Source organism: Brachybacterium sp. EE-P12, assembly GCF_003711805.1.
Classification (GTDB): Bacteria; Actinomycetota; Actinomycetes; order Actinomycetales; family Dermabacteraceae; genus Brachybacterium.
Genome location: NZ_QXCP01000004.1, coordinates 390,712 through 404,338, shown reverse-complemented (window position 1 = coordinate 404,338; position 13,627 = coordinate 390,712). Strand labels below are relative to the sequence as shown.

At 72.8% G+C, this 13,627-nt stretch carries 12 protein-coding genes; 3 read left to right on the top strand and 9 right to left on the bottom strand.

What is annotated here, in order from left to right; genetic code table 11:
* Positions 1–12: 12 nt before the first annotated feature.
* The 3 genes from D1648_RS04945 to D1648_RS04935 are packed head-to-tail and all read right to left on the bottom strand — an operon-like array spanning position 13 to position 4,302.
* The gene (locus D1648_RS04945) at positions 13–1,497 is read right to left on the bottom strand and encodes an alpha/beta fold hydrolase (protein ID WP_122939693.1); all 1,485 of its coding nucleotides are present in this window, start codon (positions 1,495–1,497) and stop codon (positions 13–15) included.
* Positions 1,498–1,519: 22 nt separating this feature from the next.
* A complete protein-coding gene (locus tag D1648_RS04940; protein ID WP_122939692.1) occupies positions 1,520–3,709 on the bottom strand; it encodes a prolyl oligopeptidase family protein in 2,190 nt (729 codons plus the stop codon).
* The gene (locus D1648_RS04935) at positions 3,706–4,302 is read right to left on the bottom strand and encodes a hypothetical protein (protein ID WP_122939691.1); all 597 of its coding nucleotides are present in this window, start codon (positions 4,300–4,302) and stop codon (positions 3,706–3,708) included. The genes D1648_RS04940 and D1648_RS04935 overlap by 4 nt, the downstream gene beginning before the upstream one ends.
* A 77-nt stretch (positions 4,303–4,379) precedes the next feature.
* Here D1648_RS04935 and D1648_RS04930 point away from each other — a divergent pair, with 77 nt between their 5' ends.
* A complete protein-coding gene (locus D1648_RS04930) occupies positions 4,380–5,585 on the top strand; it encodes a glycoside hydrolase family 3 N-terminal domain-containing protein (protein WP_122939690.1) in 1,206 nt (401 codons plus the stop codon).
* 157 nt (positions 5,586–5,742) lie between these two features.
* Here D1648_RS04930 and D1648_RS04925 read toward each other — a convergent pair whose 3' ends face one another.
* Positions 5,743–6,618 carry a bifunctional hydroxymethylpyrimidine kinase/phosphomethylpyrimidine kinase gene (locus D1648_RS04925; protein WP_122939689.1) on the bottom strand — a complete coding sequence of 292 codons (876 nt, stop codon included), beginning with the start codon at positions 6,616–6,618 and terminating at the stop codon, positions 5,743–5,745.
* 229 nt (positions 6,619–6,847) lie between these two features.
* Between D1648_RS04925 and D1648_RS04920 the strand changes: the two genes are divergently transcribed.
* Positions 6,848–7,777 carry a hypothetical protein gene (locus D1648_RS04920; RefSeq protein ID WP_122939688.1) on the top strand — a complete coding sequence of 310 codons (930 nt, stop codon included), beginning with the start codon at positions 6,848–6,850 and terminating at the stop codon, positions 7,775–7,777.
* Positions 7,778–7,826: 49 nt separating this feature from the next.
* Positions 7,827–8,636, top strand: a complete 810-nt coding sequence (locus tag D1648_RS04915) for a hypothetical protein (RefSeq protein ID WP_122939687.1) — start codon at positions 7,827–7,829, stop codon at positions 8,634–8,636.
* Positions 8,637–8,667: 31 nt separating this feature from the next.
* Here the strand turns inward: D1648_RS04915 and cls are convergent, their stop codons facing one another.
* The 5 genes from cls to D1648_RS04890 form a co-directional block, all read right to left on the bottom strand.
* On the bottom strand, positions 8,668–10,152 hold the full coding sequence (gene cls, locus D1648_RS04910) for a cardiolipin synthase (protein ID WP_122939686.1): 1,485 nt from the start codon (positions 10,150–10,152) through the stop codon (positions 8,668–8,670).
* A gap of 142 nt (positions 10,153–10,294) precedes the next feature.
* Positions 10,295–11,191, bottom strand: coding sequence for a Bax inhibitor-1/YccA family protein (locus D1648_RS04905; RefSeq protein WP_122939685.1), 897 nt, complete (start codon positions 11,189–11,191; stop codon positions 10,295–10,297).
* Positions 11,192–11,341: 150 nt separating this feature from the next.
* Entirely contained in the window at positions 11,342–12,115 is a 774-nt protein-coding gene (locus D1648_RS04900) for an amino acid ABC transporter ATP-binding protein (protein WP_122939684.1), read from the bottom strand.
* Positions 12,102–12,767, bottom strand: coding sequence for an amino acid ABC transporter permease (locus D1648_RS04895; RefSeq protein WP_122939683.1), 666 nt, complete (start codon positions 12,765–12,767; stop codon positions 12,102–12,104). Before D1648_RS04895 ends, D1648_RS04900 begins: the two co-directional genes overlap by 14 nt.
* A 6-nt stretch (positions 12,768–12,773) precedes the next feature.
* Positions 12,774–13,607 carry a transporter substrate-binding domain-containing protein gene (locus D1648_RS04890; RefSeq protein ID WP_122939682.1) on the bottom strand — a complete coding sequence of 278 codons (834 nt, stop codon included), beginning with the start codon at positions 13,605–13,607 and terminating at the stop codon, positions 12,774–12,776.
* Positions 13,608–13,627 lie beyond the last annotated feature (20 nt).

Sequence of the window (13,627 nt, the reverse complement as noted above, 5' to 3'; positions counted from 1 at the left end):
GCGCGGACGCGCTCAGGCGGGGTCCTCCCGGATGGGACCGGCTCGTCGGCCCCGTCGGCCGCGCGGGGTGGTCCGGGCGCGTTCGAGCTGGAGCCGCTCCCGCTCGGCACGGGCCGACTCCAGGCGCAGGCGCCAGGGCGAGTAGCGCTCCGCGGCGAGTGCGATCTGCAGGCCGCGGGAGAGCGCCCGGTCCGTCGGGGAGACCGGCAGGGCCGCGAGCTCCGCGGCGTGCTCGAGCAGCAGGTGCGCGGTGCCGCAGGCGCTCCAGCGGGCCGCGACCTGCAGGATCCGGCTGCGGGTGTCGAGCAGGGAATGGCCGGCGCCGCGGATCTCGAGCAGGCGCGCCCCGGGGATGCGTGCGGTGAGCTCCCGCGCGATCTGCGGGGGGCTGACGAGGTCCTGGCTCCCGGAGAGCACCAGCGTCGGGGCCGTGATCGCAGGGGCGAGGGCGTGCAGGTCCAGCACCTCGCCGGCGAAATCGGGCACGGCCCGACCCTCCTCCGAGGTCAGCAGCAGCGGATCCAGCGGCCCGCCGTCGGCGTGAGCGCCCACGCCCAGCTCGGTGTGCGCCAGGCGCGCCACGAGGTCGTGCTCGGCCACGAAGGGCGTCGACTCGAGCCAGGCCCGGTTCAGCACCTGCCGCACGCTGTTCCAGGTCAGAGAGCCGCGGCCGACGGCGAGCAGGTCCACCAGGTCCCGCACGGCCGCCGGCCCGCCGTGCTCGTGGACGGCGAGGATCACGGGGCCGGCGCGGGAGACGTCCACCCTCCCCTGCCCCGCGAGGCGCCGCAGCACCGCCGCGGTGGACGAGGTGGTCGCCTCCGTGCCGTCCCAATACAGCTCCCGCAGCCGTCGCTGCGCGACCAGCTCGTCGGCCGCGGCGGTGCGCGGGGAGTCCAGCACGAGGGAGTGCACCCGCTCCGGGTGCAGGACCGCGAGGATCTGCGCGAGCTGGGCGCCGTAGCCGGTGCCCACCACCGCCGCCTGCTCCACCCGGGCGTGGTCGAGCACGGCGAGCACGTCGCGGACCACCTCGCGCAGCGTGATCGCCCCGGCGGGCAGGTCCCCGCCGGTCGCGTCCAGTCGGGAGAACCCCACCCCGCGGTGCTCCATCATCAGCACGTCCACGCCCCGGGCCGCGAGGCTGCGGCGCAGCACGTCGTAGGGCAGCACCGAGGCGCGAGCCGGACCGTCGGGCAGGACGAGCACCGGCACCTCGGGGCTGCGGGCCGGAGGCGGCGGGCTGCCGTCCGCGGCCTTCACCCGTCGGGGCCGGCGCGGCGTGGCGCGGGCATAGCGCAGCGGGAACAGCTCAGGACCCTCGGCGCGCACCTCGCGGTAGACGGTCATCAGGTCGTTGCGGATCTGCAGCAGCTCGTCCTGCGTGGCGCGCTCGATGATCTCCGTCGGCCGCGCCCAGGGGGCCAGCCGCGGACGCGCGGACAGGACGGGCGGCGCCCCGGCGGGCAGCCGTGAGGAGTCGGGGTCCGGGGTCATCGTGCGCGGGGACGGGCGGGCGTCATGAGGCGCGGCCGATCGTGTTCCACAGGAAGGTGTACAGCAGCGCGTTCATCCGGGCGGCCTGCTCGTTCGTCGCCGCGCCGCCGTGGCCGCCCTCGATGTTCTCCCAGGAGCGCACGTCCGCGCCCAGGGACTCCAGCGCGGCGGTGAACTTCCGCGCATGGCCGGGATGGACCCGGTCGTCACGGGTGGAGGTGAGCACGAAGGTGGGCGGGTACTGCTGCGCCTTCTCCGGCGAGAGCAGGTGGTACGGGCTGAAGGTGCGCACGAACTCCCAGTCCTCGGTGTCGGGATCGCCGTACTCCGCCATCCACGAGGCCCCGGCCAGGAGGTGGCTGTAGCGCTTCATGTCCAGCAGCGGCACCTGGATGATCACGGCCCCGAACAGCTCCGGGTACTGGGTGAGCATGTTCCCGGTGAGCAGGCCGCCGTTCGAGCCGCCCCGCACCGCCAGGTGCTCCCGGTCGGTGACGCCGCGCTCGACGAGGTCCTTCGCGACGGAGGAGAAGTCCTCGTAGGCCCGGTGGCGGTGCTCCTTCAGCGCCGCCTGGTGCCAGGCGGGGCCGTACTCGCCGCCGCCGCGGATGTTCGCCAGCACGTACGTGCCGCCCCGCTCGAGCCACACCTTCCCGATCGTGCCGAGATAGGCGGGGGTCAGCGAGATCTCGAAGCCGCCGTAGCCGTACAGCAGGGTGGGGCGCGGGCCGGTCTCCCCCTCCCCCCACGCCCGGGAGATCTCGAAGTACGGGATCCGGGTGCCGTCGTCGCTGGTGGCGAAGTGCTGGGTGACCTCGAGCCCCTCGGCGTCGAAGCGGGCCGGCGCGGACTTGACCGGCTCGAGGTCGGAGGGCTCGCCGCCGCCGGCGACCTCGGCCAGGTCCCCGATCAGCAGCGCGGTCGGCTCGATGAAGTCGGTGACCGTCACCCAGATCTCGTCGCTCTCGTCGGCATCGACCGCGGAGACCCCGATCGAGCCGCGCAGCTCCGGGTACAGCTCGCGCCGCACCCACCGGCCGTGCTCGTCGCGGGTGTGCACCTCGAGCCGGTGCACGACGTCCTCGAGGATCGACAGGACCACCGCGGTGCGCGTGATGGTCATGTCGGCCAGCGACGTGGTGTCGGTGGGCTCGAACAGCATGTGCAGCTCGGGCTCGCCCTCCTGGAAGCGGGCGAAGTCGCCGACGACGAGGGAGCCGGCCGGGTAGACGTCCTCCCCCACCTGCCAGTCGCTGCGGGGGCTGAAGATCCCCAGGTCGCGGTGCGCGTTCGCCTCGAGGTCGCGGGGCACCTCGACGGTCTGCAGCGAGGGCGGCTGCACGGTGCGGTCCACGACGTGCACGGTCTGGTCGTAGAAGGCGTGCGCCTCGACGATCCAGTCCCGCTCCCAGCCGGGCGTGTGGTCGTGCGCGGCGAAGACGGCCATGTCCGCGGTGGGGATCTCGTGGACGAGCTCCGCCTCCGCCAGCGGCGTGCCGCGCCGCCAGATCCGGGCCTGGCGGGCGTAGCCGGAGGAGGTCATCGTGTCCTCGCCGAAGTCGGTGCAGGCCCACACGGTGTCCTCGTCGATCCAGGACAGGGAGCCCTTGGCCTCGGGCCGCTCGAAGCCGCCCTCGGAAGCGGGCACGAAGGAGAGCGTCTCGAGGTCGAACTCGCGCGTGACGTCCGCGTCGGAGCCGCCGCGGGAGAGGTCGACCAGGGCGCGGCGGTAGGGCTCGCCCTCGGCGAGGCCGACGGGCCGCAGCAGGCGCGCGCCGTGCCACACCCAGTTCTCGCCCTCTTCCTCGTTCAGCGCGTCGACGTCCAGCAGGATCTCCCACTCGGGATCCTCGGTGCGATAGGAGTCCATCGTCGTGCGCCGCCACAGCCCGCGCTCGTGCTCGGCGTCGGTCCAGAAGTTGTAGAGGTGCTCGCCGCGCTTGGTGACGCCGGGGATGCGGTCCTTCGCGTCGAGGATCTCGCGGATCTGACCCTGCAGGGTCTCGGTCAGCGGGGCGCCGCCCGGGGCGGCGGGGTCGGTGATCCGGTCGAGCGCGGACTCGGCGCGGGCGTTGCGCTCGCGCACCCAGTCCAGCGCGTCCTCGCCCGTGACCTCCTCGAGCCAGGCGTGCGGGTCTGCGCTGCCGTCGGCGGCGGGCAGCTGCGGGGCGGCCGTGGGCTGCGCAGCGGCGTCCGGGGTGGTGTCTGTCATCGGTGGCTCTCCGTCGTCGTCGTGCGGTCGGTCGTCGTGGCGGGGACGGTGAACTCCGCGAGGACGCCCGCCCAGGCGTCCTTCCAGGCGGCGCGCTCCTCGGCCGTCCCGATCCCCTTGTGCTCGATGCCCAGGGTGCTGCGGCCGGGATCCTTGGCGGTGATGTTCACCGAGACCCTCGAGCCGTCCGCGAGCCCGGCGCGCCAGTAGCGCCAGGTCGCGGTGTCGCTGAGCGAGGGCTCCTCGAGGCCGAGCGCATCGCGTCGGGCCTCGGTCATGAAGGCGTGCCAGCGCTCGCGCACCTCGCCCGGCGCACCGTCCAGGGTGCGGGAGGCGGAGGCGGCGAAGTCGCCGTCGCGGCTCTGCCCCACCACCCGGCGGCCGATCAGCTGCTCGTAGGCGACCGTGACGCCCTGCGCCCACCACTGGTCGACCTCCCACCTCTCGACGAGGAGCCGTGCGATCGCGGTGTGGTCGAGCTCGCGGGCCCCGGCCTCGTCGAGCCGGCGCGCCCACTCGGTCAGCGGGACGCCCGTCCCCCTCTCGAGACGAGCGGCGTGCGGATGGTCCTGCGGGAGGATCTCGGCGCTCATGAGGGACACGATACGGGGGCCGCGAGGCCCGGGTGGGCGCGTCGCCCGCCCGCCAGTCCGCGTGGAAGACTGGCGGGATGCGTCGACGTCATCTGCTCGCCCTGGCTCCCGCGGCCGCGCTCGCCGCCTGCACCGCCGAGGACCCCGCCGGTCCCGGCTCCGACGCAGGCGGCGATCCGACCGGCGGCAGCGGCGGGAGCGACGGCGGCTCGTCGGCCGGCCCGACGACGGAGGAGCCCGACGGGTCCGCCGCTGCGCCGAGCGCCGCGGAGCGCCTGCTCGAGGACCTCTCCCCGCGCGAGCTCGCCGGACAGCTCGTGCTGGTCGGGATCGCCGCCGGCGACGAGATCCCGCCCGAGGTGCTCCAGGACCACCACTCCGGCGGGATCTTCCTGCTGCAGGTCTGGGAGAGCGCCCAGCAGGTCGAGGACACGGTCCGCACCGCCCGGGAGCTCTCCTCCGCCGCGCTGCCGCCGCTGCTCGCCGTGGACCAGGAGGGCGGGCAGGTGCGGATGCTGCGCGGCGACGCCGCACGGGAGACCGCCTCGGCCGAGGAGCTCGGCGCCGAGGGCCCGGACGCCGTCGCCGAGGCGTACACGAGCATCGGCGAGGACCTCGCCGCGCGGGGCCTGCAGATCGCCCTGTCCCCCGTCGCCGACGTCGTCGACCCCGACCTCGGGGACTCGAACGAGCCGGTCGGCGGCCTGGATCGCGGCTTCGGCACCGACCCCGAGCAGGTCGCCGACTGCGTCGCCGCGGCGGTCGAGGCGCTCGAGGGCCAGGGCATCGGCGCGACGCTGAAGCACTTCCCGGGCCTGGGACGGGTCGAGCAGAACACCGACTTCTCCGCCGAGGGGATCGAGGACCCGACCACCGGGGCGGACGACCCGTTCCTGGAGTCCTTCCGCGCCGGGATCGACGCCGGGGCACGCCTGGTGATGATGTCCTCCGCGATCTATCCGCGGATCGAGCCGGACGTCCCGGCGATGTTCTCCTCGGCAGCGATCGAGGAGCTGCTGCGCGGCCGGCTCGGCTTCGACGGACCCGTGGTCACCGACGACATCGGCGCCGCGGAGGCCGTCGCCGACGTGCCCGTGCCCGAGCGCGCGACACGCCTGCTCGAGGCCGGCGGGGACGCGGTGCTGACCGCCGATCCGTCGCTGACCGGCCGGCTCGTCGACGCGATCGAGGAATGGGCCGGGCTCGGCGAGGAGCAGGAGCGCCGCGTGCGGGAGTCCGCCGGGCGGATGCTCGCCCTCAAGGAGTCCCTCGGCCTGCTCTGAGCGCCCGGGCGCGGGGGCGGACTGGTCAGGTACTGGTGCCTGGCGTCTCAGTACGGATATATAGGCGTACCGGGACGCCCTGCGCCACTGCCTGACCGCTCCCGGCCGGGCGAGCGGCGCCGGCGGGAGCCGATCTGACCGGCGCCGGGCGGCCGGATCAGCGGTTGTCGAGCGTGATCAGGTGGTTGAGCGGGCCGTGGCCGCCGCGGGTGCGGGTCAGGCGCCAGTCCTGCGCGTTCTCCGTCGCGCTCGCGACGAACTCGCGGGCGGAGGCGACGATCGTGGGCATGTCGTCGGCGGAGCCCTTCTCCCCGATCTCCTCGAGCTCCCCGGCCCGGTCGAACTCCGCGATCCGGGCCAGCTGCGCCGTGATCGCGGCGGACAGGGTGGTGCCGGCGCCGCGCACCGAGCGTCCGGCCACGCGTCGGGCGCGCAGCAGGTCCGTGCCGCCGGGGTGGACGAGCAGGTCGACGACGTCCTCCCCCGGGAGGGCACCGCCCGTGATCAGCACCGAGCCGGGGCCCTTCGCGGCGAGGGCGAGGGCCTGCTCCCGCATCTCCTCGATCGTGGTCGCCAGCGCCCGCCGCAGCAGCTGCGCCGCCTCGACCATGGTCAGCACGAGCACGTCCACGAGCGGCAGGAGGTCGCGCTCGATCGCGGTCGCGCCCTCCGCCGAGATCAGCGCCGTGCCGTCGGCGGCGACCATCACGGGGTCCAGCACCACGGTCCCGAAACGGTCCCGCCGTGCGCGCAGCGCCGCGACCACCTCGGCGACCACTGCGGCGCTGCCCAGCGAGCCGATCTTCGTCCCGTCCAGCAGCAGCTCGTCGGCGACGGCGTCGATCTGGGACCGCACCACCTCCGGCGGCAGCGGATGCACGCCCCGCACCCCCTGCGGGTTCACCGAGACGACCATCGTCAGCGCGCTCGCGCCGTAGGAGCCCAGCGCCGTGAAGGTCTTGAGGTCGGCCTGGACGCCGGCGGCGCCGTCGGCCTCCGAACCGGCGATGGTCAGGACGAGGGGCGGTCGCATGCGATCTCCATCCGATGGGCGGGCGGGGCCGCGGACGGCCCGTGAGCGGAGAGTACCAACCATGCCTGGCATCTCTATCCTGGTGCCCGGCGCGCGAGCGCGATGCCCGGCCGACGAGGCCGCACATGGGAGAATCTCCCCCGACGAGGCCGGGACCACCCGGTCGGGCCCGGGGCCTCCGGGCGGCGCACCGCGCAGGGGGACGGACGACGGGACAGGGGAGGTGTCGATGACGCAGGAGCCGCACCGCGAGGACGGGGCCGACGGCGACGCGCTGCCCGACTTCGCCTCCTCGCCCACCCGTGCCGGGCTGCCCGACCTCGCCGCGGACCACGGCCCCGCCACCCTCGGCGAGCCGAGCGAGAGCGCCCGCCGCCGCACCCGCGCCACCATGATCGCGGTGATCAGCGGCGCCGTCGTCATCCTGGCCGTGCTCGCCCTGGTCCTGTCCCAGACCGTGTTCCGCTCGGTGCTCGAGGACCCGGACCCCACCGCTCAGGGGACCAGCACCCGCAGCGCCGAGGGCCGCTCCGAGTACGTGCCGGACCCCGAGGACCCCGACATCGCCCCGCCCCCGCCGATCTTCACGCAGGCGCCCACCACCGAGTGCACCGTCGCCCAGAACACCCGGCCCGCGCAGCCCTCGGCCGCCGGGAAGGTCCGCGGCGGCGGGCTCGAGTACACGAGCCCCGAGGGCTGGGGGGACGGCTGGGCGGTCCACTCCCTGCCCTATCTCACCGAGGTCGGGGCCGACGGCCGACGGGTCGAGGGCAACTGGTTCAGCGTCGTGAACCTGGGCCGGGTGACCTTCCCCGAGGACGAGGGCGGCTACCCCGGTCTCGAGGCCGCGGCCGTCGCCATCTTCCAGTGCTATGCGACCACCGCCGGGGTAGTCTCCCATTTCGGCGAGCACCCGGAGGTGACCGACTACCGCTCCGAGGTGATGACGGTGGACGGCACCGCCGCCTGGATCGTCCAGGCCACCTACCACTTCGAGGACCCGGAGGTGCTGAAGACCTCCAGCGCCTCCGTGGTCACCGCGATCGTCGTCGAGACGCCGGAGGGCCCCAGCGCCCTCGCGGGCGACGTCGCCGCGGACCAGCCCGAGCACGTCCAGAACCTCGAGGACATCATCGCGAGCCTCGACGTCGTCGAGTGACGCCCCGCGCCATGATCCGCCGCAGCAACGATCCCCCGCAGGAGCAGCCGTGCACACCGGACCGCACTCCCCCTCCCCCCAGCCCGCCGTGCCCGGCGGACGCGGCGGAGGGGCCTCTCCCCTCCTCGTCGGCGTCATCGCCTTCGCGGCGGTGTTCCTGCTGATCGTGGGCGGCACGATCGCCTACCTGGTGCTGCGGGGGAACGGAGCCGCCCCCTCCGGCGGAGGCACGACGACCACGGCCTCCGCCTCGGCGGGCCCCTCGGGCACCTCGCAGAGCGCCTCGGCGACCCCGACGGGCGAGGTCGAGGAGCAGCGCTGCTGGTCGCCGGAGTCGATCGAGCGCAGCTCGGCCGACCCCTCCGGGAAGCTGCGCGGCGGCGGGCTGCAGTTCGCTCCACCCAGCTCATACGACCTGATCCGCACGCCCAGGGGTCTCGCGTTCATGGACGACGCCCGGGGCGCCTACGCGGAGGTCGAGGAGGACTGGTACTCGGGGATGTCCGTCGGCGCGGTGCAGTGGCAGCCCGGCGTTCAGTACCCGGGCGCGGAGGTCGCCTCGCAGAAGATCCTCTCCTGCTACTTCTCCGCGAGCATCTGGGGCAGCACCCAGGGCCGCAGCCTCGCCGACGAGGTGACCGAGCCGGTGACGGTCGCGGGGATGTCCGGGTACCGCACCACGGCGACCGTGTACTTCGCCAAGAGCGATCTGGAGCGCACCGACGCGACGAGCCTGTCGGTGATCGTGCTGGAGACCCCGCAGGGCCCGAGCGCCTTCCTGCAGGAGACCGCCGTGGGCGTGACCGAGCACGAGGAGGCGGCGGACGAGGCGCTGGAGACCCTCACCGGGATCGGGTGAGCGCCGTCGCGGCGGGGAGCGCCCCGGCTTGTCAGACCACCGAGGAGGCCAGGCGGCACAGGTTGTCGATGACCTGCATGGCGCGCGGCCGGGACTCCCACTCCTCGCGCGTGAGCTCCCGGCTGCGGGCGCGGTAGGTGGCCTCCACCTCGCGGATCTTCTCCATGAAGTCGGTCCCGCCCACCATCAGCGAGCACTCCATCTGCAGCAGGAAGGAGCGCTGGTCCATGTTCGAGGAGCCGATCACGCTGACCGAGTCGTCGATCGTGACGTGCTTGGCGTGCAGGATCGTCGGCGCCCGGTAGAGCCAGATCCGCACCCCGGCCTCCAGCAGCATGGAGTAGTAGGAGCGCTGGGCGTGGAAGACGAGGAACTGGTCGCCGATCTCCGAGACGAACAGCTCCACCTCGACCCCGCGCCGGGCGGCGGTGATCAGCGCGGTGAGCATCGACTCGTCGGGCACGAAGTAGGGCGAGACCGCGACGATGCGCCGCGTGGCGGAGTAGAACAGCTGGTTGAACAGAAGCAGGTTGTTCTCCGCCACGAAGCCCGGTCCGCTGGGCACGAGCTGGCACTCGTAGGTGCCCGAGGCGTCCCGCGAGGGCCGCACGAGGGTCTGCTGATCGAGCATCTCGTCGGTCTCGTAGAACCAGTCGGTGGCGAACAGCAGGTTCAGCTCCGCGACGATCGGCCCCCGGAACCGACCCATCGTCTCCTGCCAGTGCAGGCCGCGACGGATGTTGGCGGGCTTGTCGTAGTGGGCCGCGATGAGGTTCTGCGATCCCATCCACCCGATCTCGCCGTCGACGATCACCATCTTGCGGTGGTTGCGCAGATCAGGGCGCTGGAAGGCGCCGTCGCGGATCAGCCGGATCGGCATCATCGGCGCGTGCTCGATGCCGTGCGCATCGAGCCGGCGCCGCATGGCCCGGTACTGCGCGCCATGGCTGACCGCGCCCCAGTGGTCGTACAGGACCCGGACCGTCACCCCGGCCTCGGCCCGCTCCGCGAGCGCGTCGAAGAAGTCCTCGGTGGCCTCGTCCAGACCCATGATGTAGAAGAGCACGTGGACACTCTCTCGCGCGCTGCGGATGTCCTCGGCCATCCTCGCGATCGAGGTGTCGTAGTCGATCTCCAGCTCGGCGGAGTTGTTGCCCGTCAGCGGGAAGGCGCCGAGCTCGCGGTTCAGCTGCACCGCGCCCTGCAGCCAGCTGGGCACGTCCTCGTCGAGCTCGCTGTCGGGGATCGAATGGGCCCGCACCCGCATCAGGCGGTTGACCACCCGCTGCTTCGCCAGGCGTCGCCTGGGCAGCTGCGAGCGCCCCAGCAGCAGGAACAGGGGGAAGCCGACGATCGGGAGCACCATGATCGCCAGCAGCCAGGCGAGCGCGGATCCGGGCCGGCGGTTCCGCGGCACGACGACGAGGCTGATCAGCCTGAGCAGCACGTCGACGCCGACGTACAGGTACGTCCACACCAGCGCCCAGTGCTCGAGCACCCACTGCCACACTCCCATGGGGCGTTCCCTCCTGCGACATCGGGGCATCGGACAGCCGAGCGGCGGGCCCCTTCCGGGACCCGCCGCTCAGCATACGTAGTGGAGCTCCTCGCAGCGTCGACGGCCGTCGGCGGGGCGGCCGGGTCGCTGCGGCGCCGGCTCAGTCGCTGCCGCGCAGGATCATCAGGATCCGCAGCACCTCGACGTACAGCCACACCATCGTCACGGCGATGCCGAAGGCGAGACGCCACGCGTACTTCCGCGGCACCCCCGCCTGGGCGGAGCGCTGGACGTCCTCGAAGTCCATCACGAGCGAGTAGGAGGCCATCACCACGGCGAGACCGCCGATGATCAGGCCGACCACGCCCTCGCGCAGGCTGGTGCCGGTCAGCAGCAGGTAGCCGATGTTCACGATCCCGAAGATCAGGTAGGCCACCATCGCGACCAGGAAGATCTTGGTCAGCGCCGGCGAGGTGCGCAGGATCCCGAGATGGAAGAGCACCAGGACGGTGCCGGCCACGGCGAGGGTGCCGATCACGGCCTGCAGCGCGATGCCGGGGTAGATGTACTCCATCGTCCCGCTGATCCCGCCGAGGAACAGTCCCTCGAACACGGCGTAGACCAGCACCGCGATCGTCGAGGGCTGCTTCTTGAAGATGTTGACCAGCGAGGCGACGAGCCCGCCGATCACGCCGACGAGGGTCGCGACGCCGGCGAGCGCGAGCCCGGCCTGGAGCCCGGCCTCCCCGGCGACGAGGCCGAGGGCGAGCGGCGTCATCGCGACGGCGAAGCCGACCACGATGATGACGCCGAGGGTCGCGGTGATGGCGTTGAGCGCGTCGCGCATGGTCATGCGGCCGGTGTCGTGACCGGTGGCGGCCGGGCGGGCGTACATCGCCTCGAGCTGGTCGCCGCCCTGCTGGCCGAAGCCGGAGGACCACTGGGTGTCGGGAGCGGGTCCGGTCTGCGCGGCCTGGCCGAAGCGGGGGCCGCTGTACGCGCTGCCACCCTGCTGCACTGCCTGGTCACGGCCGAACACGATGTTGTGGCGTGCCATGTGACTCCTCACGTGGGAACGAACGGGGGTCGACGGCGACCCCGACAGGGTCCACCGGACCGACCCGCCCAGCCTAGCGGCCGTTCCCGAGATCCGCCTGGGCACGCACTGCGCCGTGAGCGAAGCGTGACCGATCCCGGGGCGAGCGGCTCAGACCGAGCTGATGACCTCGCGGAAGCGGCGCAGGCGCTCGTCGGTGCTCGCGAAGAACTCCTGCGGGGTGCCGTCCTGCAGTATCCGCCCGTCCTCGAGGAACACGACCCGGTCAGCGACCCGCTGCGCGAAGGCGAGCGAATGGGTGACGACCACGAGCGTGCGCTGCTCCGCGGCGAGATCGGCGAGCACCGCGACCACCTCGGCGGCGAGCTCGGGGTCCAGCGCGGAGGTCGGCTCGTCGAAGAGCAGCACGTCGGGATCCATGGCGAGGGCGCGGGCGATCGCGACGCGCTGCTGCTGTCCGCCGGAGAGCCGGTCCGGATAGGCCTCCGCCTTGTCGGCCAGGCCCACCTTCCCCAGCAGCTCACGGCCGCGCCGCTCGGCCTCGTCCCGCCCGATGCCGAGGTTCTCGATCGGGGCGAGGGTGACGTTGCCGAGGGCGGTCAGGTGCGGGAAGAGGTTGAACTGCTGGAACACCATCGTGGAGCGGGAGCGGATCTGCCGGACGGTGCGTGCGGGGAGCCGTCCGCCGACCTCGATCGGGCCGTCGCCGAGGTCGAGGGTGCCCGCATCCGGTTTCTCGAGCAGGTTCAGGCAGCGCAGCAGCGTCGACTTCCCCGAGCCGGAGGGGCCCAGCAGCACCGTCGTGGTGCCCCTCTCGATCTCGAGGGTGACCCCCTCGAGGGCGACGAGCTCCCCGAAGGCCTTGCGCAGCCCGCGCACGGCCAGCGGCGGTCGGGCGGCGGGCGCGTTCTCAGGTGCGGACATGGGCGGACACCTTCCTCTCGAGCTGGTTCTGCCCGATGCTCAGCAGCGAGACCACCACGAGGTAGATCAGCGCCACCAGGGTGTACATGATCAGCGGCTCATAGTTGGTCGCGGCGATCTGCCGACCCACCTGGAAGAGGTCGATGAGCGTGATCGCGAAGACCAGACTGGTCCCCTTGACCAGGTCGATGAAGTCGTTGGCGAGCGGCGGCAGCACGATCCGCATCGCCTGCGGGGCGACCACCCGCCGGAAGGTCGCCGTGCGCGAGAGGTTCAGGGAGCGGGCCGCCTCGAACTGGCCGCGCGGGATCGAGAGGACCGAGGCGCGCACCGCCTCGGAGGCGTAGGCGCCCGTGTTCAGCGCGAGCGTGATCACGGCGGCGGGGAACGCCTCCAGCTCGATCCCGATCCTCGGCAGCCCGAAGTAGACGATGAACAGCTGCACCACGAGCGGGGTGCCGCGGAACACCTGCACGTACGCCCAGGCCACCAGGTTCAGCGGGAACGGCACGTACAGCCGGACGAGCGCCACCAGCACCGCGATCACGAGCGCGATCGCGAAGGAGAGCAGCGACAGCGGGACCGTGATCTGGACGAGCGCGGCCAGCAGCCGCGGCAGGGACTCGATCCAGAGCTCGAGGAAGCGGGGCATGGTCGCTCAGCTCTCCGGGGTGATGTCCTGACCCACCCACTCCTCGTAGATCGCGGTGAGCGAGCCGTCCTGCTTCATCTCCTCGAGGATCGTGTTCACCTCGTCGAGCAGGGCGTCCTGGTCCTGCTGCATGATCACGCCGACGGTGGTGTCGTCGGGCAGCTCCTCGTCCAGCAGGCGGAAGGACGCCTCGGGGTGCTCCTCCTGGTAGGTCTGGAAGGAGATGAGGTCGTTCGCGGTCGCGTCGGCGCGTCCCTGGAGCACCAGCTCGATCGCCTCGGCGAAACCCTGGACGGGCACGATCTCGGCGCCGAGCCCCTCCATCTGTGCGGCCCAGTTGCTGGTCGCCGTCTGCGCGGCGCGCGCGCCCTCGAGCTCGGCGAGGGTCTGCAGCTCGGAGTCCTCCGGCACCGCGACCCGGCCGATGGAGCGGGCGTAGGGCTCGGAGAAGGCGTAGACCTCCTGCCGCTCCGGGGTGATGCCGACGTTGTTGACGACGAGGTCGTAGCGGTCCACGTCGAGGCCGGCGATGAGGGAGTCCCACTCGGTCTCGACGTACTCCGGCTCGGCGCCGAGCCCCTCGGCGATGCGGTCGGCGATCTCCTTCTCGAAGCCGACCAGCTCGCCGCTGCTGTCGTGGAAGGCGTAGGGACGGTAGGTCCCCTCGAGGCCGATGCGTACGGTGCCGCTCTCCTGGATGCGGGCGAGCACGTCCGCGCCGCCGCCTCCGTCGGAGGAGCCGGAGCCTCCCTCGGAGCTGCACGCGGCGAGGACGGCCAGGACGGAGGTGCCGCCGAGGGCGAGGGCGAGTCGGCGGGTGGGGCGGGATGCGGAGCTCATGGAGCTGTCCTCTGCGATAG